The 23,845-nt window shown below is 54.2% G+C and carries 12 protein-coding genes; 6 read left to right on the top strand and 6 right to left on the bottom strand.

What is annotated here, in order from left to right:
- The first annotated feature begins 2 nt into the window (after positions 1 to 2).
- On the top strand, positions 3 to 1,472 hold the full coding sequence (gene gtfA, locus DYE26_RS16935) for a sucrose phosphorylase (protein ID WP_036625670.1): 1,470 nt from the start codon (positions 3 to 5) through the stop codon (positions 1,470 to 1,472).
- A gap of 17 nt (positions 1,473 to 1,489) precedes the next feature.
- The gene (locus DYE26_RS16930; protein WP_036625668.1) at positions 1,490 to 2,467 is read left to right on the top strand and encodes an aldo/keto reductase; all 978 of its coding nucleotides are present in this window, start codon (positions 1,490 to 1,492) and stop codon (positions 2,465 to 2,467) included.
- Positions 2,468 to 2,552: 85 nt separating this feature from the next.
- Here DYE26_RS16930 and DYE26_RS16925 read toward each other — a convergent pair whose 3' ends face one another.
- A complete protein-coding gene (locus DYE26_RS16925; RefSeq protein ID WP_036625667.1) occupies positions 2,553 to 4,112 on the bottom strand; it encodes a flavocytochrome c in 1,560 nt (519 codons plus the stop codon).
- A gap of 608 nt (positions 4,113 to 4,720) precedes the next feature.
- Here DYE26_RS16925 and DYE26_RS33490 point away from each other — a divergent pair.
- Positions 4,721 to 4,882, top strand: coding sequence for a hypothetical protein (locus tag DYE26_RS33490; protein ID WP_155620020.1), 162 nt, complete (start codon positions 4,721 to 4,723; stop codon positions 4,880 to 4,882).
- A 123-nt stretch (positions 4,883 to 5,005) separates the two neighbouring features.
- Here DYE26_RS33490 and DYE26_RS16915 read toward each other — a convergent pair whose 3' ends face one another.
- From DYE26_RS16915 to DYE26_RS16895, 5 genes are all read right to left on the bottom strand, one after another.
- Positions 5,006 to 6,391 (bottom strand): sensor domain-containing diguanylate cyclase, encoded by a 1,386-nt coding sequence (locus DYE26_RS16915; protein WP_051985678.1) that lies wholly within the window; start codon positions 6,389 to 6,391, stop codon positions 5,006 to 5,008.
- Positions 6,392 to 6,549: 158 nt separating this feature from the next.
- Positions 6,550 to 6,966: a DUF2178 domain-containing protein gene (locus tag DYE26_RS16910; RefSeq protein WP_036625664.1), complete on the bottom strand. Its 417-nt coding sequence runs from the start codon at positions 6,964 to 6,966 to the stop codon at positions 6,550 to 6,552.
- Positions 6,963 to 7,166 (bottom strand): helix-turn-helix transcriptional regulator, encoded by a 204-nt coding sequence (locus tag DYE26_RS16905; RefSeq protein ID WP_036625661.1) that lies wholly within the window; start codon positions 7,164 to 7,166, stop codon positions 6,963 to 6,965. The genes DYE26_RS16910 and DYE26_RS16905 overlap by 4 nt, the downstream gene beginning before the upstream one ends.
- 267 nt (positions 7,167 to 7,433) lie before the next feature.
- Complete coding sequence (locus tag DYE26_RS16900; protein ID WP_036625660.1) at positions 7,434 to 9,212, bottom strand: ABC transporter ATP-binding protein; 1,779 nt, start codon at positions 9,210 to 9,212, stop codon at positions 7,434 to 7,436.
- Positions 9,199 to 10,974: an ABC transporter ATP-binding protein gene (locus tag DYE26_RS16895; RefSeq protein ID WP_036625659.1), complete on the bottom strand. Its 1,776-nt coding sequence runs from the start codon at positions 10,972 to 10,974 to the stop codon at positions 9,199 to 9,201. The genes DYE26_RS16900 and DYE26_RS16895 overlap by 14 nt, the downstream gene beginning before the upstream one ends.
- Before the next feature lie 1,014 nt (positions 10,975 to 11,988).
- Here DYE26_RS16895 and DYE26_RS16890 point away from each other — a divergent pair.
- From DYE26_RS16890 to DYE26_RS16880, 3 genes are all read left to right on the top strand, one after another.
- Entirely contained in the window at positions 11,989 to 16,251 is a 4,263-nt protein-coding gene (locus DYE26_RS16890) for a PA14 domain-containing protein (RefSeq protein WP_036625657.1), read from the top strand.
- Positions 16,252 to 16,275: 24 nt separating this feature from the next.
- A complete protein-coding gene (locus DYE26_RS16885) occupies positions 16,276 to 17,931 on the top strand; it encodes an S-layer homology domain-containing protein (protein WP_036625655.1) in 1,656 nt (551 codons plus the stop codon).
- A gap of 216 nt (positions 17,932 to 18,147) precedes the next feature.
- Entirely contained in the window at positions 18,148 to 23,535 is a 5,388-nt protein-coding gene (locus DYE26_RS16880) for a glycoside hydrolase domain-containing protein (RefSeq protein ID WP_036625654.1), read from the top strand.
- The last annotated feature ends 310 nt before the right edge of the window (positions 23,536 to 23,845 follow it).

Raw genomic sequence — 23,845 nt, 5'->3', positions numbered from 1 at the left:
AAGTGGCGGTCCATAATCAAGTGCAACTGATCACGTATCCGGATTCGTTAGGAGGTGATTTAAAAACGCTCAACCGCGTTCTTTCCGCGTATTTTCCGGATATTTTTAAAGGCGGGGTCCACATTCTTCCGCCGTTCCCTTCCTCGGGAGACCGCGGTTTTGCTCCGCTTACGTATCTGGAGATTGATCCGCACTTCGGCACCTGGGACGATGTCAAAGCGATTGGCGAAAACTTTGACGTATTGGTCGATTTGATGGTCAATCATATTTCGCGGCAGTCGGAGTATTTTCAGGATTTTCTCGCAAAAGGCCGAAAATCGGAGTACGCTGATTTTTTTATTACGCTGGATAAGATTTGGCGAGACGGAGAACCGGTACAAGCGGATATTGAAAAAATGTTCTTGCGCAGACCGCTGCCGTATTCGGCCTTTACCATTGGAGAAACCGGCCAGGAAGAAAAGGTGTGGACGACGTTTGGAAAAACCGATCCCTCCGAACAAATCGATTTGGATATAAACTCGCCGCAGGTCAAGCAGCTGTTTACCGATTTCTTTACGCATTTTAAAAGGCATCATGTGAAAATCGTACGTCTTGACGCTGTCGGATATGTCGTTAAAAAATTGGGCACGAGCTGCTTTTTCGTAGAACCGGAAATCTACGAATTTCTCGATTGGATCAAAGAGCTTGCCGATTCCTTGGACATTGAATTGCTGCCTGAAGTGCACGCGCATTACTCTGTCCAGTACAAACTGGCGGAACGGGGCTATTGGATTTACGATTTTATTTTGCCGTACCGGATCCTGGAAGCATTCATTAATAAATCGGGGGAATCGCTGAAGCAATACTTGAGGACTCGTCCGCCTAAACAGTTTACGATGCTGGATTGCCATGACGGCATTCCGGTCAAGCCGGATTTGGACGATTTGCTGGATACCCAAGAAGCGAGGAAATTAGTCGATATCTGTTTGGAAAGAGGAGCGAACCTAAGTTTGATTTTATCGGACGAGCATAAAGCCGAGGATGGTTTTGATGTTCATCAAATCAGGTGCTCGTACTACTCCGTTCTAGATGGCGATGACGATGCCTATTTGGCGGCGCGGGCGCTGCAGTTCTTTACGCCGGGCGTGCCCCAGGTGTATTATGTCGGACTGCTGGCCGGGGAAAACGACCTGGAAAATGTGAAAAAAACCGGGGAAGGGCGGGAAATCAACCGCCACAATTTTACCCTTGGGGAAATCGAACAGGCTTTGGAAAAAGCAGCGGTTCAGAGATTGTTGAAATTGATCCGGTTTCGCAATGAATTTGCGGCGTTTAACGGGGAGTTCCAAGTGCTTGACTCCGCGGCGGATGAAATTCGGCTTTCCTGGCAAAAGGATGAAACGCGGTGTACCTTGTTCGTTGATCTTAAAACGAATCAGTCGGTCATCGATTATACGGATGAAAATGGAGCTATGAAACAATATTTTATATAACAGAGGATGTGCTTGAGATGACAGTATTGCCGATTCATAATCACGGGTTGAACGCAAGCCGGCTTATTTTTGGATGTATGGGGCTTGGCGGAGGCTGGAGCCGGGATCCCGTTCAAGCAGAACATGTAAAGCAGGCGCATGAAGCGGTGGAGACGGCTTTGGGCAGCGGAATCAATATGTTTGATCATGCGGATATTTACGCGTACGGAAAAGCCGAGACCGTCTTTGGCCAGGTGTTGCAGGAAAAACCGGAGTTAAGAGAAAAAATGATCATTCAATCCAAATTAGGAATTCGCTTTCCGGATGAAGTCAGGGGCATTCCGGCGCGTTATGATTTTTCCAAGGCCTATATTTTGGAGAGTGTGGATGGGATTCTTTCCAGACTGGGGATTGACTACTTGGATATTCTGCTCTTGCATCGTCCGGATGCGCTCATGGACGCGCGGGAAGTAGGGGAAGCCTTTCATCAGTTAAAGGCAGCGGGAAAAGTCCGCTATTTTGGCGTTTCCAATATGAGCGCCGGGCAAATTCGTTTATTGCAGGCCCATTGCAGTGAAAAGCTGGTGATAAACCAACTGGAGCTGAGCTTGCACAAAATCGGCTGGCTTGAAACCGGCATCCACGTGAATCAAGACGCGGCGAAAAACAATATTTTTCCCGAGGGTACGCTCGAATATTGCCAATTGGAAAACATTCAGCTCCAAGCCTGGGGTTCGCTGGCCAAAGGCTTATATTCAGGAGCCAGCCTGGAGAATGCCAGCGAAAGTGTGAAAAATACGGCTCAACGGGTTAAACGGCTGGCGGAAGAGAAGCAAGCATCGCCGGAAGCGATCGTGCTTGCGTGGCTGATGAAACACCCCGCCGCCATCCAACCGGTCATCGGAACAACCGCCCCATCCCGAATTAGGGCGTGTGCGGAAGCCGAAAACATCGTATTGAGCCGCGATGAATGGTACAGTTTATACGTTAGTTCTCGAGGCGTGGGTTTGCCTTGATTGGAATCATTCCGAATTTAAACGAACAAACGCTTGGGCCTGTTGTGCCCAAGCGTTTTCTTTTGCCGAAGGAACTGCTGCAAAGCTATTGCTGCGCCTTCACATATTCCGCCGATTTGATCCCGGCTTGGCGGCCGAAAATGATGATTTCCGCCACGGAGTTGCCGCCGATCCGGTTTTGGCCGTGCAGGCCGCCGGTTACTTCGCCGGCTGCAAACAAGCCCGGAATGGCTTGGCCTGCTTTATTCAACACTTCCGTGTTGGTGTTGATTTTTACGCCGCCCATCGTGTAGTGGATGCCGGGGCCGATTTTGATGGCGTAGTATGGACCCGCGGACAAGTCGTTGTCCATCCCGGTCGTTCTGGAGAACTCGGCGTCGTTTTTGTTCTTCACCGCGCCGTTCCACGTATCCAGCGTCGTTTGCAACGCATCCGCCGGCACGCTCATTTGCCCGGCCAATGCCTGGGTGGAATCCGCTTGGAGCACAAAGCCCATCTTTTCGTATTGCTCGATCGCTTTCACGCGCGATTTGACGCCGGAATCGAATACGAGATAAGCGGATTTTTCCGGCAGTTTATTAATCGCCGCCGTGACATTGTCCCGGGTGTCCATCTCGTTGGTGAACCGTTTGCCTTCGCTGGACACGAGGATGGCGCCTTCTCCGCGAACGGCTTCCCCGATCAGATACGATTTTTCCTGCTGCACGGTCGGGTGAACCTGGATTTGATCCATATCGACCGTCGTGCCGCCGAGTTTCTCGATCATCTGAATGCCGTCGCCGGTGCTGCCGGTCTGGTTCGTGGTCACATATCCTTGCAAATCCGGCCGCACCTTGGAGATCATGTCCATATTGGCGCCGAAACCGCCGGTCGTCACGACAACGGCAGCCGCGGCGATCGTTTTTTCATCCGTTTGGTTGAAAAGAACTTTGACGCCGTTCACTTTGCCGTCTTTTTCCGTAATCTCCTTGACGTCGGCGTTCACGAACAGCGGGATTCCTTGTTCTTTGACGTTCTTCAGCAAGCCGTTGACAAGGTATTGCCCGACGGCGGAGCCGTCTTCGGGACGGTGGGTGCGTTTTTCGCTCATCCCGCCCGTAATCGTAATATTGTTCAAGCGGATTCCGATCGAATCCAGCCAATCGATCGCCGCCGCGGAATTGTCCACGAAGAAGCGGAGCATCTCTTTGTCGTTGGTGCCATGGCCGCCCTTTAACGTCTCTTCATAAAATAAATCGTTGCTGTCTTCAATGCCTTGCTCTTTTTGGAATTTCGTTTGGGAAGCGTTCATCCCCGACGAAGCTTTCGTCGTATTTCCGCCGGCCACCGGCATTTTCTCGAAAATTACCGGATTCATCCCGCCGGCTTTCGCTTCAAGCGCGGCCGTCATCCCGGCGCCGCCCGCGCCGACGATGATGAGATCGTATTTGTCCTTAAGCTGGTCGATTGGCGTATAGCTATTCGTTTCGGACGCGCCCGAGACGGCTTCGGCTTCTTTGGCCGTGTCCTTGTTCCCGGCGTTTTGGCTCTGGTTTTGGCCTTGGGTCTGGTTCTTGGTCTGATTTTGGTTCCCGCCGCCGCATCCCGCCAGTACGAGAACGAGCGAGAGAACGAGGATCAGCGCTGTTGTTGTTTTCTTGGTCATGATTACCCCTCCACTTTCTATGCCTGTTGTTCCCGTTTACTATAACATGATTGTTTGCAAAGTTTTGTGAACAAATTCACAAACCATGTGAAACAATTCATAGTCCGGAAAGCAAACAACGCCGCAGTATAATAAGTTGAACTAATGATTGTACGTGATAGGGCCGTGTGAAATGTTCTTACGATCGCTGTTGCTCACAGATTTCTTTAATCAACTAAATTCGAATGTTGTAGAAATCCGCTCACAAAGGCGACCACTACCGTTTCTTCAGAATCATTTCACACTCTTGCCTGATTCCCGTATTTCTTTAGTTCAACTTATCTTGATCGGCAGCGTTGTTTGCTTATTTCTTCTTGGCAGGTGTCCATTTGTGTCCGCAGTTCATACAGCCGTTTACAATCGTGCTTCTTCCGACAAAGCCAACCAATATGCTGACAGGCAATGAAAAGAATATAAAAACGAGCCCGAGTGGCCCCAAAAAGCCAAAAGCCTTAGCTGTGTGTATATTGGCGGAAATGAACATCACGCCGCTAAGCACAAAGAGGAAAACGCCGAAAAGAATCATAGTGATAAGACAGGTAAACAGGTAGGCGAAGCTGTACCCCCGCTTGTTGGCAACGATCTGCGGAGATTTGCATTTCCGGCAGACAACGGTCTTTTGGTTTGCGCTGCTGGCCGGATATCCCGCTCCTGCGGACGCAGCGGCGGACGCGCGGCTTGGCGTATTGCCGGCCGCTCTGGCCTGCCCGCCGGCCGTTCGTCCGGCTTGAGGCGCGGATGATCTTTGCGCCGGGCTTGCGGTTGGTTTCGATGGACGCTGCACTTCCGTAGATTCCCTCCAATTCACAATTCCAGGTCTATAGACCTATTCGACAAATGCTTCCAAAATCCTTCTAAAGACTGAGCGTAACCTGGTTCCTGCCGTTATTTTTGGACTTGTACAAGGCCGTATCGACGGATTCGATAATTTGCTCTTTCACAATGTCCGATGATTGGGTCGCGACCCCTGCCGAGAAGGTCATCGTAATAGGTTCACCGCGCTCTTCCGGAACCGGAATGGAGGTCTCGCGAACTGTTTTGAGCAGCCTGATGCCGATTTTTTCCGCTTCCTGAAGCTCGGTCTCAGGCATTAATACGGCGAATTCTTCTCCGCCCCAGCGGGCCACAACATCGGTATCCCGCACATGGCTTTCCAGTTGCTTGGCTATCGTCGACAGCACCAGGTCCCCAAAGGGGTGACCGTATGTATCATTGATGTCCTTAAAATGATCCAGATCGATCAGCATTAACGAAAGCGGGCGGCCATAACGGTTGGAGCGAATGATTTCTTCGTCAAGACGCCGCTCGAAATGCCTGCGGTTCGCCAGCTTGGTCAGATCATCGGTAACCGATAGCTCGTACAGTTTCTTCTCGGCGATTTTTCGGTCGGTAATATCATTTAATACGACGATAATGCCGCTCACCAGTCCGTCATCTTCGACGGGATAGGTATCCGCCAAAAACGTGGAAGCCCCCTGGCCGTCCGGAAATTGGAGTTCTAACTGCTCCGTTTTTTTGCGCCCGGCCAATAGCTGGAAGATTTGATCCACCGCTTCGCCGGATACTTTTGCGCCGACTTCCCAAAAAAAGTGCTCCAACACCTCGTCTTGTTTCATTCTCAAAAGCCGGCACATCGCCGGATTGCACAAGTCGACTTTTCCGGTGCGGTCGATTCCGATCATTAAGGCGCGGGAGTTTTCCACGAAAATGTTCTGCTTGTTGATGAGCCTGGACCTTACTTTCAGCGCCCGATTCATGATGAAGATGAGCAGCGTGCAGATCCCCACCTCCAACACCCCCGAAAAAACCGCATCGATGTGGATAGCACTCAGGCGGGAAAGAACGTTGATCGCGCTGATCGCGACGCAGGACAACAAGACGATGATCGACTCTTTGAGCGAGAAAAACAATAACACCAGAATGATGGGCACGATAAAAATCTCAACGCTGAACACGTGGGCCGAGTGTTGAGTTCTGAGAAAATCCCAGGCGTAGCTTAACACGAGAATAATGCCAAGCATCAGGCGAATCGCGAAATTTCTTTTCCTTGGGAACGATTTCATCCATAGAGGCGAGGCTACGAAATAGGTAAACACGATCAGGAGCGCGATGGCGAGCAATTGGATCGGCAGCGAAATATGCCCGTAAAACTTGATTTCGATGAAAAGAAAACACGCATATAATAAAAGAACGGCGGCGTTCTTTAAAATGTTGACGATGATATTTTTTATTTTCTCCATCTCCTCGGACAACCATGTTCATGTCGAAAATTGTAGCGTCCTGGAAAGGGGTACGTCAATGAAAATCTTTGATCCGGAGGGACAAAGTTTCCAAGCGGGAGCATCCGCTCATTTCCTCCCGCATGACATGTTTGCCAATGGAGAGATAGTCTCGCGGCTTACATTTCCTTTTGGTATTTGTTCATATAATAAAGGCCGATTGCGGTATGGAGCAGAAAAACGGCTACCACCGCCAGCGTGACCCATAAAGGGGCGGAAATGAGGATCGTCATGTAAGCAATGCCCATAATGAGCCAATGGGTGATGTCGCCGGCTTTCGCTTTGGCCCGATAGCGGATCATCGTGTTCCGCTCATCGCTTATTTCGATTTCCGTCTGCTTTACGAGCTCGGGATTCCTGGATTCAAACCGTTTCATATAGAGCTGCGCCACACTCATCCCGATCAATCCCGCCCCGACGCCGACCAGCATTCCGGATACGGCTTTTACCTCTTCGCTTTTGAAACCGAAGCTGGCCGCGATGCAGCAAATGCCCGCGATCAACGCAGCTATATAAACCGATGCTTTTATCTTCATGATGTTTCCTCCTCATAGATGAAAATGTCTTCTATACTCATACCGAAGTAGCGGGCAATCTTGAAGGCCAGGATGATGGACGGATTGTACCGCCCGTTCTCCAGCGAGCCGATCGTTTGCCGTGAAACCTTGAGCGCAGCAGCCAGATCTTCCTGACTAATCCCGTCCCGTTTGCGTATTTCCTCAAGCCTGTTTTTCACAGATTCACCTCAAATGCTTGAAATGGAAAGTTAACTTTACATCAAAACTAACACACTCAAATGCGAAATGTCAAGTTAGCTTTCCATTTCGTTATTTACTATAATTGCCCGGCTGAACTTCTTTGGCGTGAGTTAGCGTCATTTCGGTCGGGATTAGGCCGGGAAATACCAAGGAGGGAGGAGTATGGGGTGAAATCCCATACTCCTCCCTCCCTTTGCGTCCAACGTTGAAGTCAGATCCAGACGACCACGCTGCCAGCGTTATTCTTACATAGCTTCCATCTTCTGCGCCGTGTAAAGGCGGTAGTAGAGACCGCGGCGGGCGATCAGCTCGTCGTGCGAACCGCATTCGGCGATGCCCTTGTCCGAGACGTACATGATCCGGTCGCAGTTCTTCACGGTGGACAGCCGGTGCGCGATGATGAACGAGGTGCGCCCTTTGAGGAGCTCGTTCAAGCCTTTTTGCAGCAGCCGTTCGGTTTTGGCGTCGATGGACGAGGTTGCTTCGTCCAGGATGAGAATGCGCGGATCGGCGAGCAGCGTCCGGGCAAACGAGATGAGCTGGCGCTGCCCCTGGGACAGCTTCGAGCCGCGCTCGTTAACCTCCGTCAGGTACCCGTGCTCAAACTCGCGGATGAACTCGTCGGCGCATACCGTCTTGGCGGCGGCGATAATTTCCTCTTCGGTGGCGTCAAGCCGGCCGTAGCGGATATTATCCAAAATCGTGCCGGAGAAAATAAAGCTGTCCTGCAGCATAATCCCCATTTGGCTGCGCAGCGACTTCAGCGTCACCTGCGAAATGTCTTCGCCGTCGATGAGGATCCTGCCGCCCGTTACGTTATAGAACCGTGAAATCAGGTTGACGACGGTCGTCTTGCCCGCCCCGGTCGGGCCTACAAGCGCGATGCTTTCCCCGGCTTTTACCTCGAAGGAGAGGTTCTCCAGGATGTTGAGGCCCGGGTCATAGGCGAAGGTGACGTTGTCAAAGGTCACATTGCCTTTCACCTGCGGCAGTTCCTTCGCATTCGGCACGTCGCTGACGGTGACCGGCTCATCCAGCGTTTCGAAGATCCGTTCCAGATAAGCGACGGCGTTGATAAAGCTGTTGTACAGGTTGGACAGGTTCAAAATCGGCTGCCAGAAGCGGGCCGCATAGTTGCTCATCGCCAGGATCACGCCGAAGGTCACCTCCGCCGGATTCAGCGCGAGCAGGCCGATCAGATAAATCAGCATCGTCACGATCGTCGCCAGGTTGTCGACCGAAAACGGGATCAGCGCGTTGTAGTGGATCGCCCGCATCCATTCGCGCCGGTAATTGCCGGCCAGCCGCGTGAAAATCCCCTCATTGCGCTGCTCGCGGGAGAAAATCTGGGTTACGCGAATGCCGCTGATGCTCTCCTGCAGGTAAGCGTTCATGTTGGAGCTTTTGTTCGATACCGCCTGCCACGACCGGCGCTGCTTGTTTTTGATCATCAGCATGATGCCGAGGAACACGGGCAGCCCCGCTAGCGTGATCAGCGAAAGCCGGACATCGACGGCAAACATGAACGCGGCGATGAAGATCAGGTTGAGCAGTTCCAAAATAAAGTTGATGATGCCGTTGGACAATACGTCGGATACCGCGTTGACGTAGTTGACGACCCGGATCAGGATTTTGCCCTGCGGCCGGTCGTCGTAATATTTGAACGGAAGCTCCTGCAAATGCTTGAACAGGTCCGTCCGGATGTCGAAGATGATGTCCTGGCCGACGCTCGTCATAATGCGCGAGCGCACCGTCGCCAGGATCACGCTGACGACGATCGTCGCCAGCATCAGCGCCGACCAGCCCAGCAGGGGAAGGACGGCCTTCTCGGGAATCGTCACGTCGACGACGTGCTGCATGATCAGCGGGGCCGACAGCCCGATCGCCGCGGACAAAGCGCTGAGGGCAAAGGCGACGAGCATCGGCTTTTTCTGTCGCTTGATATAGACCATTGCACGCCGGAAATGCTTGATGTCAAATGGCGATTCCAGGTTTTCGTCGATGTCGAATTTATTCCTTGCCATTTGCCGTCACCGCCCTTCCAACGCCTTCGTTTTGCAGCATAAACACATCGTAATAGTAGCCCCGCTTCGCCAGCAGCTCGGCGTGGGTTCCTTCCTCGATCACGCGGCCGCCGTCCAGGATGAGGATGCGGTCGGCTTCCGCGGTCGTGGACACCCGCTGTGCGATGATGATTTTCGTACACGGATATTCCAGTTCGCGCAGGCTTTTCTGGATATGCTCTTCGGTTTCAAGGTCGACCGCGGAGGTCGTGTCGTCCAGAATCAGAATCGGCCGCCGCACCGCCATGGCCCGGGCCAGTGCGATCCGCTGCTTCTGGCCGCCGGACAAGCCGACGCCGCGCTCCCCAACGATGGTGTCGTATCCCTCGGGCATCTTGACGATAAAGTCGTGCGCCGCGGCGAGCCGGGCGTATTCCATCGTCTCCTCCTCCGGCAGGTCGGGATCGCCGAAGGCGATGTTGCCGTCGATCGTATCGGAGAAGAGCAGCACGTCCTGGGTCGCCACGCCGATGTTCCCGCGCAGCTCGTCGAGCTCAAGCTGGCGCACATCCGCGCCGTCGACGAGCACGCGCCCTTCGGTCGCATCGTAAAAGCGCGGGATCAGGTTGACGAGCGTCGTTTTGCCCGATCCGGTCGAGCCCATGATGGCAACGGTTTCACCCGGCTCGACCGTAAAGCTCACATCGTCCAGCACCAGCGCGTTGTCGTATTTAAAGCTGACATGCTCGAACTCGATCCGGCCTTCGTAACGCCGGGGCTCCTCCGCGTTGTGCCCGTTGACGATCTGCGGTTTGGCGTAATAGATCTCCACGATTTTGGTCAGGCTGGCGAAAAAGCGCTGAATGTCATTGATGATGATGCCGATGTTGCGCATCGGGTTGGAGACGGCCCACACCAGCGCGGCAAACGCCGAATATTCCCCAAAGGTGATTCGTCCGTTCATTACGAACAGCCCTCCGGCGATCATCAGGATCACGTTGAACGCTTGCGCGAACGTCTCCAGATAAGGAAAATAATCCAGCCATACGAGCGCGGCCGCTTTGTTGGCCTTTGAGAAGTTTACGTTTTTCTCGGTGAATTTCTCGATTTCGTAGTTCTCGCGGGCGAAGGCTTTGACGACGCGGTTGCCCGAGATATTTTCCTGAGTCGTCGTGTTCAGTTGGGACAGCCGTTCGCGCAGGTCCACATACATAGGGCGAACGCGTTTCGCAAACATGTAGGCCACGATGAAAATCGGCGGCGACAAGATCAGCAGCCACCAGGTCAGCACGGCGTCAATGGTGAAAAAATAAACAACCGCAGCAACGAAAATCGTCAGCGATTCGATGATCGTTTTGATAATCCACGCCATCGAGTGCCGAACCATGTCCAGATCGCCTGTCATCTTGGTCATGAGATCGCCGGTGCGGTTGTGATCGTAGTAATGCATGTCCTGTTCCTGGATTTTGTTGTACAGATAAATGCGGACGCGGTACAGCATGTTTTGCGAGGCCCGCTCGTACTGCATCATCGTTAAGTAAGCCAGACCCGTGCGCAGCAAGGAAAAGCCGACCATTCCCAGGCAGAGCATAATCAGCAATTGCCGTTCCTGCGTCAAATTCTGCATGGCGTCGGGCCCGGCGATAAACGTATCGACGATACGCTGGCCTATGTACGGATTCACGATCGTCAGCGAGGAGCCCGCGACGGAAAGGATGAGAGCCAGTATGTACCTTGCCCTGTCCCCGCGCAGATTTTGCCACAGCCATTTCAGTTCGAACATTTGATCACCTGTTTCTGTTTGTTCTCTCATTCAAGCTGCAAAAATGTCCTTCCATTTTGCAAATCATGGTGATTATACCATAACCGTCAGAAGGTAAAACCCGCATATTCCAGCATGTTGCCACGTATGACTGCGTTTTCTTCACGGAATCATCCCATTGCTTTTATTTCGTTACATTATTTAGGATATGAACGGGATATTACGTTTTTTGACCGGTTTGATTAAAAAAGATGAAGAGAGGGATTTCGCGGGTGATCGACGGCATCACCGTAACCCCGCTGTCCCGGGACGAGCGTGAAGCGGTCTGCCGGGTTTTTGCGCCGGCCCCCGGGCCTGGAATAGCGGACAATTATGCTCTTATTTCTTGGCGGAACCGGGTTATGAGCAAAACAGAGGCATAGAAGGTTCTTATTTTCGGTGGACCAGGTAAAATAGGGGGCGTTCGAGGGGGGATGCGAGAAATAGGTACAAAAAATGCCGCTATTGATTCGACAAAGGCAATGGTGCCGAAATAAGGACAAAAAATGCTGCTATTGGGAGTTGCGTATATCGGGATTTACATATAATTGAAAGCCGCTGGTCCGTTCAGCGGTTTTTTCGCGTTTTTCGGCAAAGGATTGTCACAAAATAAACTACCTAAAATTTAGAAATAGTGCGGCGTTTTTTACATAGATTTAACATTGGGAAGAGGACACCCATAAGGCGAACAAAGGCGGCGATACCGGCATATCCTGCAAGCGCTTACCCATTGATATTTAGGGGTATCTTGCACATTTCATTTTTTTCGGCATGAACTAAATCCTGTTCATTATCATCCTTTTCCTTACAAAAAAAAGCAGCGGCGGAATTATTAACTTGCCGTGATCGGGAAGCGGGTTTTCTAAGCGGGCTATTTTGCCGTTTGTCTTAACGAAAATTTAATGCCCCCTTAACGATGCATGAATTGAATGAAGTCAGGCTAAAGCGTATCATTTCCTTCGATTATCAATACTTTGACAGGGAGGGAGTTTGGGAGTGAAAAATAGGGTTGCGCTGACAAGCCGGGTGCTTGCGGCGGTTGTGCTTTTAACCTCGTTGTTCTCGGCGGGGTATGTTCCGGTCCGGCCGGCGCTGGCGGAGTCCGGGGACGTTAATGTGTTTGCCGGCCCGGGCGTAACGGCCTCGGCAAACGGAGAGATATCGGGAGGTTATGCCCCGTCTAAAGCGATTGACGGAAATTTTACAGGCAGTAAATGGTCTTATGAGGGAGATATGTTGTCTCCTGACGCGCAGAACCCTTATTGGCTCAAAATCGACGCGGGCGCCGAAGCGGCGGTACACAGGTTCGTGGTGGCCCACGCGGGCGAACCGGCCGACTTCAATACCCGCGATTTTACGATCGAAACCAGTTCCGATGACGTGCATTGGACAACCGCGGTGACGGTGACGGACAATACGTACGGCACGACGGAGCATGAATTGAATACACCGGTGACGGCCCGTTATTTCAAGCTGAACATCACCGATCCGGGGGATGCCAACGAAAGCGGGAACTATCAGGCGAACATCTATGAGTTTGCGGCTTACGGCTCGTTTGGGGAAAATCCGGCTGCCGTACCGGTGACCGGCATTACGCTGGACAAGCATAACCTGGAACTGGCGGTGGGCGGCACGGACCGGCTGACGGCGACGGTTGCGCCAAGCGATGCGGCCAATGCCGCCTATACGTGGTCGTCGGATGACCCGGCCATCGCCGAGGTGAATGCCGACGGCCTCGTTACGGCCAAAGCGCCGGGGACAACCCGGATCACCGCGACCACGGAGGATGGCGGTTATAAAGCATCCGCGCTGGTCACCGTCGCGGCGGCGAAAGCGGCAGAAGCTCTTGCGGCCGGCCAACTGATTGCAAACAACAGCGAGTGGACCTATTTCGACAACGGTACCGATCAGGGTACGGCCTGGCGCGCCGCCGGCTTTGACGACAGCGAATGGAAAACGGCTCCGGCTTCGCTCGGGTATGCCGGCAGCGGCAAACCGCAGCCGACGACCGTGATCGAATACGGCCCCAGTGCAAGCAATAAATACATTACGACTTATTTCCGCAAGGAATTCCAGGTAGCGGACGCGGACGCGATCAAACAGCTTTCCGCGGCTTTGATCCGCGACGATGGCGCGGTCATCTATTTGAACGGCCAGGAGGTGTACCGCACGAATCTGCCGCAAGGCGCCATCACGTACACTACGCTTGCTCCCGAAGCGGTGGGCGACGAGCGGGACGAGGAGCTTTTCGAGATCGATCCGTCCCTGCTGGTTGACGGCACGAACGTGATCGCCGCGGAAGTCCATCAGCAGCGCGCCGACAGCTCCGACCTGTATTTTTCACTAGAGCTGAACAGCTCCGACACGGAACCGCCCGCACTTGGAACAAGTCAAGGGCTGCTTGCCGAATATTACACCAATAACGGCGATCTGCCATTTAATTTTGTCGAACACAAAGCGACCATCGTCGACTCGCAAATCAACTTCACGAATCTCGACCCGGTCCTGCAAACCTGGGCGGGCAGACAGGACGACGCCAACGTGCGTTGGACCGGGCAAATTATGGCGCCGGAATCGGGCGATTATACGTTTTATATGATCGGCGACAACGGGTTCAAGTTGTGGATCGACGATAAAGTCGTCATCGACCATTGGGTGAACGACTGGGACAACGAGCAGACCAGCCAGCCGGTGACCCTGGAGGGCGGCGTCAAATACAAATTCAAGGTGGAATATTTCGAGGATTACGGCGGCTCCAACCTGTATTTGCGCTGGTCGACGCCGAACATGCTCAAGGATATCGTGCCGGCGACCGCTTTTTATTTGCCGGAAAACTATACCGGACCGGTCTCGGGCAACTTGGCGGCCGACGGCCTGACCGTTTCGCTTAACCTGATGGAGGACTTGAGCGATTTGCCGTCCGCTTTGAAGGACCATCTAACGGTGAAAGCCGGCGGCAAAGAGCTTAAAGTCGAAAGCGTGGAGCAGGGCGCCGATCCGACCGTGCTTAAGCTTAAGCTGGAAGATACCGTCAAGCCCAAAGAAATCGTAAATGTCGTTTACGACGGGCAAGCCGGGCTGCAGTTTGCCGGCGGCGGAAACGTAGGCGGCTTTACCTTCAGTCCGGTCAATCAATCCGAAGCCGTGGACTATTCGCCGAAGGATATAGCGATGTCCCTCTACGGTGACGCGAAAACGACCCGTTCGTTTGCCTGGTATACCTCATATGAGGTTCCGGATAACGCGCCCGCCAATATTCTGGACAGCATCGTGGAAGTCGTGCCTGCCGATCAGGATTTTGATTCGGCGGCGGTGATGCGTTTTGTCGGCGATCCTAAAGAAACGCAGATCCTTAAGAACTTAAATCTTGGCAGCACCACCGGCTCTTTTATCAGCCACAAGGCGATCGCGACGGGCCTCACTGCCGGAACGGCCTACAAATACCGGGTGGGCAGCGACGGCAACTGGAGCCAAACCGGCCGCTTTACGACCGAGGGGAATAACGAGAACGAATACGATTTCCTGTATATGACGGATTCGCAGGGCGCGAATACCGAAGACTACCGCGTCTGGGCCAATTCGCTCAAGAATGCCTTGGACGACTATCCTGACGCAAGATTTCTGGTTATGCCCGGGGATTTGGTGGATGCCGGAGCGAACGAAGGACAGTGGAGCGACTATTTCGGCCAGCCTCAGGATTTGCTGATGAATCTGCCGCTGATGGCGACGATCGGCAACCATGAGGGGCCGAACAACAACAATTTTTTCTATCATTTTAATCTGCCGGACGACTCGCACACCGATCCCAAACCGAGAGGCACGGTCTATTCCTTTGATTACGGGCCCGCTCATATCATGGTATTGAATACCGGCGATATCCCTTGGGACGCGGCGCAGACGAATTCGTTCAACAAGCAAATCGAGTGGCTGCGAAAAGAAGTGGCTCAAACGGACAAAAAATGGAAAATCGTAGCCTTCCACAAAGCGATATATTCCGTGGGCAATCACGCTACCGATTCCGATATCGCGGAGTTGCGGAAGAAGCTTTACCCGGTGCTGGACGAGTTGGGGATCGATCTTGTTCTGCAAGGGCATGACCATACGTTCATGAGATCCTATCAAATGTACAACAACCAGCCCGTTACGGATGTGCAGACGGACGCCAACGGCCGGCTGATCAATCCGGACGGAACGCTGTATATGATCAACAACTCGCCGGGACGAAAATACTATCAAATCAATCCAAATGCGGACAAGTATTACGCCGCGGCTTATCAGCAACCGAATAAACCGATCTATTCGGGCGTTCATATCACGGAGGACAGCCTGACCATCAACACCTATATTTCGGGTGAAGATACTCCGTTCGACAGCTATACGATCGTCCAAAACAGCGAAAAACCAAATCCGGTTGAAGGGCTGTCTGCCAAGATGGTAGACGGCAAGAAAACAGAGCTTTCCTGGACCAAACCGGCCGACAAAAACGCCGATGACGCAGTTCGAGGCTTCCGGATTTACGAAGTGAACGGTAGACTTGGCCCGAATTGGAGCGTCTACGTACCGGCAGTTGAAGGCCAAACGGACTATCAATACACAGTCGACAATACGGATCCTGCTTTAACGTACGAGTTTGCGGTCAGAGCGGTGGATAAGCGGGACAATTCGGACATTCGAACGGCCGTTTTGCAGGGCGATGTGCCGCCGGCGCCGACCGCTCCGGTGGTCGATGACGCGCGCAACACGTTTGGCTGGACCCTGGTTCCCGGTTATGACGAGCTGTCCGCTTACGAATACAGCGCCGACGCCGGCAAGACCTGGCAGCCGGTAACGGCCAACCCGCAGCCGGTGGGGGATCATGATTATCCCGCAGGCACGGTGCTGGTGCGCGTGAAAGGGGACGAAGCGGCAGGAACCGAGGCCGGTTTGCCGCTGGTTTCGGATAAACCGTTTACCGCGAACGGCGTTCGGGATACGTATGCCCTGTCGGGCACCTTGAAAAGAGAAGACCAGCTCCGGGTGGACGTTGAGGTCGAGCGTTTGGCCGATTACAGCGGACCCGCCTACGTGGTGTTTGAGCTGCTGAACGGAAACGAGCCGCTGCTGATCAACGCCATTCCGCTGCAGGAGGACAAGCTGAATGTTTCCCAATATTTTAATGTCAGCGGAGATAAGTACAGTGTCAAAGTGTTTGTGTTCGACGAGTTCAACAGCAACCTTGAAGTGCCGCTCCAACTGGCGAGACCGGTTGTGTTTCAGTAACGGGCAGAAAGAGAGGACAATACGGTGAAAAAATATGTGGCGGCCATCCTGGCGTTCCTGTTCGTACTTGCGCCGATTTCGGTCTACGCCGCGGCTTCCTTCACGCTGGAGTTAAGCGTGAAGGAGGTGCAGCGCGGCGGCGAAATTACACTTTCCGGAACGGTGGCGGACGAAACGGACGACGTCGTGGTCAAAATGGTGAGTCCGAATCAAACGGTTTTGTATATCGATGTTATCTCTGCCGAAAACGGCGTTTATTCGAAGACGGTGACGATTCCGGAGACGGAAGACCTGGCGCCCTCCGGCGTTTATACGGTCGTTGCCGGCAACGGCGGTTTGACGCAGTCCGGCACGTTTACGATTCCGGGCAAAGGCGGAAATAATCCCGAGCCTCCGGGTGAGGGACCTTCCAGACCAAGCAAACCGAGCGGAGGCTCGAATTCGAGTCCCGTAACAACGGCTCCACCGGCGAATAATTCCGTTTCCAAGGACATTCCGCCGGCCGCGGGACAGGTGAGCGGCGCAAACGTTCAGCCGGAATTGGCCAAGGACGGCCGATATATCGCCGGCAGCGACGCAATCGCGAAAGCCGCAGAGCAAGCGAAAGGCGCGGTAACGATCGAACTGCCCGCAGCGGCTGGAGAATCCGGCAGCCCGCTGGAAATTCCTGCGAAGTCCTTGAACGCCATTAAGGATAAAAATCTGGACCTCATCGTCACAACGGATAACCGCACGGTTCGTTTCCCTGCCGGCTCATTTGCGGTCTCGAACGATGATCTGTCGCGAGTCCGTGTCGTGCTGAACGCGGCCTGGAGCGATGAAGCCAAGGCGGTGGTCGAACAGTCGCTGCGCGTAAGTCCTGACTATACATCCACCGGCGTTGTGCTCTCCGTCGTGATTCAGCTAATCTCCGGCGACAACGTGACGGAAATCCATCAGTTGGACAAACCCGCTGTGGTGACGCTGAAGCTGACGGAAGAGCAGGCGAAGCGGATTTCCGCGGATCTTGCCGGCGTTTATTATGCGGACGGCAAAACGCTTGAATATACGCCGGGTACGGTGAAGAACGGAACGTTTAACTTTACCGTCGGGCATTTTTCCTATTACACGATTCTGCAATACAGCAAAACATTTGTGGATTTAGTCGGGCATTGGGCGGAAAGCTCCGTCAAATCGCTGGCCGCCAAGGGGATCGTGAAAGGCGTCGACGCGAACCATTACGCGCCGGGACGCAGCATTACCCGCGCCGAATTCGTCGCCTTGATCATGCGGACGCTTGAGCAATCGGACAAACCGCTGGCAGACCAGGGCGCCGAGGGGACATTTACGGACGTGCCGGCCGGCCAATATTACACCCGGAATGTGGCCGACGCAGCGGCGCTTGGCATCATTACCGGATACAACGGCAAATTCCGGCCGAACGACCAAATTACCCGCGAGGAAGCGGTCGTTGCGCTGGTCCGCGCTGCGGATTATTTCAACCTGGCGGCAACGAACGGAGGTCAGCCCGCTTTTGCCGATGCCGGCAGCATTTCCGGCTGGGCGAAGGCCGCCGCCAGCAGCGCATGGAGCAAAGGCCTGATTCAAGGCGACGGGAAGAAATTCAGCCCGGACCGGGCCGTGACCCGCGCCGAGGTTGCTGTTATGGTTAAACGGCTGATTACTAACAGTTCTCTATAATAGGTAGTTCAAAAAGTCATCTTTTGATCACGAAGCAGGGTCAAGTAGCGGACTCGACATCGAATCTTGAATTCAGCCGGGCCTTCCGTTGCTCACGTACCCAAAACGTACGCTCCGCTACTCAGTCCCTAGCTTCATCCAACCTTCTCGGTGCTGAAAACCTGACTTTTTGAACTTACATTATACATGCGAACAAGAGGAGGAGAACCAAACGCGATGAAGAAGAGGATTTTTGCAGCGCTCATGACGGTGCTGCTGCTGTGCGGCTTGATCGAGTCGATGATTCCGGGCGCCGTTCCCGTTTCCGCCGCGGCCGCGGGACCTGCGGTCCAGGGAGAACCGACGCGGAACGTCGCTTTGAACGCGTCCGTGACGGCCTCGGGGCAGTGCAACAGCAGCGAAGCCGCCAAATTTGCCATCGACAGTAAAACCGACACGAAATGGTGCGACAATACGAACGCCAAAATCAAATGGCTAAAGCTTGATTTGGGCCAAGTGTACAACATCAACGAATGGGTTGTCGTCAACGCGGGCATCAACGAAAGCAACAGCCCGTTCTGGAACACGAAAAATTTCCGCTTGCAAAAAAGCGATGACGGCAAAACCTGGACGGACGTCGACGTCGTGCAAAACAACGCGCAGACGATTGTCGACCGCTATTTGCCGGAGCCTTTTTCCGCCCGGTATGTCCGGTTCTACGTGAGCAAAGGAGCACATGACTCCAATACCGTGCGCTTGTATGAGCTTGAGCTGTACGGGGTTGATGCCGGTCAAACGCCGGCTTATCCGCCGGCCAACCTCGATCCGGTCGACTACGTGGACCCGTTCATTAATACGCTCGGCGACAACGGCCAGACGAACCCGGGACCGACGATGCCGTTTGGCCTCGTTTCCCTAGGGCCCGATAGCGATGGCGGAGCGTTCAGCGGGTACTACTACCAGGATAAGAACTTGAAGGGTTTCTCGCACCTGAGATTCAGCGGCGCAGGCTGCAGCGGGGCGGGCGGCAATATTTTGATGATGCCGGAAACCGGCTCTTTCACGAAAAACGTCAACGAGTACAAGCAAAAATACGATAAAGCCAGCGAACAGGCTTCCGCCGGATATTATGCGGTAAACCTGAACTCCGGTGTCGGCGTTGAGTTGACCGCTTCGGACAATGTGGGCTTTCACCGCTACACGTTCCCGGCATCGGCAACGACCGGCTCCGTGCTGGTCGATCTGTCCAACTCGTATGCCGGCATGATCGACGCCAATCTTAAAGTGGAAAACAACAATGAAATTTCCGGCATGGTCAAATCGAAAAACGTCTGCGGATACGGATATTACGTCATGTATTATTCCATCCAGTTCGATCATGATTTCGACTCCTACACGTCCTGGCAGGGCGATGCGACGGGAACGGACGCGGTGCGCAGCGGCGCAAACAGCGGCGTGTGGGTGAACTTCGCAAACGCCGCCGGCAAAGTGATTCAGGCGAAAGTGGGCCTGTCGCCGATCAGCGTGGAACAGGCGAAATACGAGCGCGATCACGACATCGAGGGCTGGGACTTCGACGCTCAGCACACCAAGATTCGCGGCGCTTGGAGCGATTTGCTCGGCAAAGTGGAGATCACCGATGCCGACGAAGAAAACAAACGGATTTTTTACACGCAAATGTACCATACGTTCCTTCATCCGAAAAACGTAACCAGCTCCGCCGGCACCTTCAAAGCAGGACGGGACGAAAACACGATCCGGCAGGCTTCCGAGCTGGGCGACGATTTTGAATACTACAACGGCTGGGCGACTTGGGACGATTTTCGCAAATACGCCCTGTTCTCCGTGCTGACGCCAACGGAATACAACAACATGGTGAAATCTTTGGCGGATCTGTACGAGACACGCGGCACCTATACGCAATTTGGGGACGGATACTGGCCGAGCCCGACAGTGCGGAACGAGTTTAACGGCGCGGTCCTTCTGGACGCATATGCCAAGGGATTCCGCGATTTTGACGCGTACACGGCGCTGAAGGGCATGGGCGTCGACGTGAGCAACTTCGGCGATCAGGATAAAGTGTCGGGTCAGTTGGAAAAAGCAAAAAGCGGTTATTTTCCGATGAAACTGGCCGAGCTGCTCGGGGACAAAGCGACGTACGAGAAATACAAGCAGGTAGCTCTGTCTTACAAGGACCTGTGGAATCCGGATCAGGTCGACGAAAACGGCGACAAGATCGGGTTCTTTACCCCGAACGGGATAACCGTTAGCAGTGGGGATGTGACGGCGGTGGACAGATACGCCTACCAGGGCAACCTGTGGCAGTACCGCTGGTCCGCTTCGCAGGACATCAAAGGTTTGGCTGAACTAATCGGCGGCAAAACGAAAATGGCCGAGCAGTTGACGGACTTCTTCATTAGAGACGAATATATGGCCGTCAACGAGCAGGATTTGGACGCGCCGTATTTGTTCAACTACCTGGGTTATCCGTATTTGACCCAATATTTTACCCGCGAGTATACGACGGAAGTGGTGACGCATAAATACCATAACCACGGGGCGTATTCCTATCCGCTGAAATCGCGCCTGTACCGGGCCGACCCGGAAGGCTACCTGCCGTCGATGGACGATGACGCGGGTGCAATGGCTTCCTGGTTCGTCTACAGCGCGATGGGGCTGTTCCCCGCCAATCCGGGCGACGCGGCTTTCCTGATCGGATCGCCGATTTTCTCGGAAGTGAAGCTGCATCTGGACGGCGGCAAAACGTTTACGATCAAAGCGAACAATGTGTCCGGCAAAAACCGCTTTATTCAATCCGCCACGCTGAACGGCGGGGAATTTGATCAAGCCTGGATCAAGTACGAGGATATTATGGCCGGCGGCACGCTGGAATTCGACATGGGTTCGGAGCCGAACACCGCCTGGGGCGCCAAGGCCAAAGCGGCACCGCCGATGACCGACTACGGCACCGATTTCGACAACTCCTTGTCCCGTCAAGCGCTGATCGCCGAAGGTTCGGCCTGGAAATACTACGACAAGGGTCAATACGCCGGCGACGGCTGGACAGGCGCGGCCTATGACGACAGCGCGTGGAAGTCGGGTCCGGCGCCGCTCGGATACGACAACAAAGGCTACGCGAAAACAGTCGTCAGCTATGGGCCGGACGGCAACAACAAGTACCCGGCGACATATTTCCGCAAAACGTTTGAGGTTGCGGACACCGCAGGCATCCTCGAACTGGACGCTACGCTGGTCCGTGATGACGGGGCCGTTGTGTACCTGAACGGGCACGAAGTCATTCGTACCAATATGCCAACCGGACCGGTTAGCTATAACACGTACGCCAATGCGACCGTTAATGACGAGCGGGACCGGAATGTTTTCCAAATTGATCCTTCGCTTCTGGTGAAAGGCACCAACGTGCTGACCGTAGAGGTGCATCAGGTGAATGCGACCAGCTCGGATATCGCCTTTGACTTCGGTCTTGTCGCGGTGAAGGAAATGGCGAAGCCGGCCGCGCCGACCGGACCGGTCGTGGACGATACGGCCAACACGTTCGGCTGGACTAACGTGCCGGGCTTCGAGCAGCCGTCCGACTATCAATTCAGCACGGACGGAGGCCGCACCTGGACGATCGCCACCGCCAATCCGCAAATCGTGGGCCCGGTCGCTTACGGCGCGGGCGTTGTGCAGGTGAGAATCAAGGCGAACGAAAGCCTGGGCGTAACCGCTGGGGAGCCGCTGCTTTCGGATGCTGCATACACCTCCGACATAAAATGGGACGTGTTTGACCTGAACGCCGATGTCAAACGGACCGGCAATATGGTCGTTGACGTGTCAGGCACGCTGAAAGGCGCTTATGCGGATTCGGCCGTTGCCGTCATCCAATTGATGAACGGCGGCCAACAGGCTTTTGTATCCAGCGCGGTGCCGGTGGCAACCGGAAACTTTGATCTGACGCAAAGCTTCAATGTCAACGCCAGCAAATATCAGGTAAATATCTACCTGGTCGACAAATACGACGGCAACATTTATGATTCGCTCTGGCTGGCCGAGCCGATCGTCTCGCAGGCCGAACCGCAGCCGGACCCGGGTACGCCGGGCGGCGAAGAGCCGGGACAGCCGGGACAGCCGGGCGAAGAAGAGCCGCTGCCGGAACCGCTGCCGGTACCGGTGAAAACGCCGGATGTGCCGGAACCAGCGGTGGAGCCGGAACCGCCGGCGGAAACGCCGAATTTCGAGGCGGCGGACGGGAAGTTGGCCATTCAATTTGAGGCTTACACCGGCTTGTCATCGGATAAGCACCCTAACGGCGCCCCGTTAGGCACGGAACCGAACAACGGCGGGACCGTGGTCAAAAACACCTTTAACGGCGCATGGCTGGCTTATCAACGCGCGGACTTCGGAACCGCGGGGATGAACCGGATTCAAGTGGTTTATGACGCCCCGACCGGGAGAGCGCCGGCCGACGCCAGGGCGGAAATCCGCCTAGGCTCGGTAGACGGCACCCTGATCGGCACCGTAGCGCTGACGAATACCGGCAGCAGCTGGGGAACGTACCGGACCGCCGCGGCGAACCTGAACACCACCGTCACCGGCGTCCAGGATGTATATATCGTGCTGAAAGGCACGACGACGGGTGATCTTCCGTATATCGGCAATTTCGACAGCTTTACGTTCGACAAAGTCAGAAGCGATTATGCCAAGCTGGAATTGGAAACCTTTGACGCATGGTCGACGGAGCTTAACCCGGCCAAAGGCACGCCGCTAAAAACGGAAAACGGAAAAAGCGGGAAGCAAGTAGCGAACACGTTCAATGGGGCGTGGCTTGCTTACAAAGGAATGGATTTCGGCAGCGCGGGCGTCAATCAGTTCGCGATCGAATACTCCGGCAACAGCAACAGCGTCCCGGCCGATGCCGCCGTTGAAGTTCGTCTCGGCTCCGTGAACGGAACTTTGGCCGGCAAGGCAGCCGTACCGCCGACGGCTGGCTCCTGGGGAACCTATAAAACGGCAACCGCCGAGTTGAACCGGACCGTCACCGGCGTTCAAGACGTTTATCTCGTGCTGACCGGTACGACCGATTCGAAATATACCTATATCGGGAACTTCGATAACGCCAGCTTTTCGCTGAAGACGGCGGAACCCGAGCCCGAGCCTAAGCCGGAACCGGGAGAGCCGAATGTGACCGTGGAGTTCGAAAGCTACAGCGGCTGGACGACGGAGGTCAGCACCTTCGGCAAAGGCGGGCTGAGGACGGAGAAGAACAACGGGAACAACACCGTCGTGAACAACACTTTTACCGGTGCGTGGCTGGTGTATAATGACGTCGATTTCGGCACCCAAGGGAAAAATTACATCGAGATCGAATATGACGCTCCATCCCAAAAAGCCCCGGCGGACGTCGTGGCCGAAATTCGCCTGGGGGATAAGGACGGCGAGTTGGTCGGACAGGTCCAACTGCCGAATACCGGCAGCGGTTGGGGGACGTACAAAATCCAAGGCGCCGCGCTCGATCAGACGCTGCCCGGCAAGCAAACGATCTGCGTCGTACTGAAAGGCTCGACGACGTCCGGACTGCCCTACGTGGGCAATATGGACCGAATGATTTTCTCCAAGCGGTAAAAATAAAAGGAGCCGTACCCCGGAAGCCATCTATGGCAGACCTGCTAGGGGGCGGCTCCTTTATTTTTGGATGAGAAGTAAGGAAACAACGGTAAAAAGCTCCATTTTCGGCTTAACCTAGAAATCGGAGCTTGACCGCCTGTTGCCGAAAAGCAACCACCCGTCGGCCTTGTAAAATAGCGGCAATTGATGTGCTTATTATCCGCAGCCGAGCATATTTATCCCCGTTAGCGGCATTTTTTGTCCTTATTTTTCTATGAAATAGTCCAAAACGCCCCATTTCCATATGACGGGGGAAAATAACGACATA

It is taken from the genome of Paenibacillus macerans, from assembly GCF_900454495.1.
Lineage (GTDB): Bacteria > Bacillota > Bacilli > Paenibacillales > Paenibacillaceae > Fontibacillus > Fontibacillus macerans.
The sequence above is the reverse complement of the archived record's forward strand: the minus strand, read 5'-3'. Positions and strand labels throughout refer to the sequence as shown.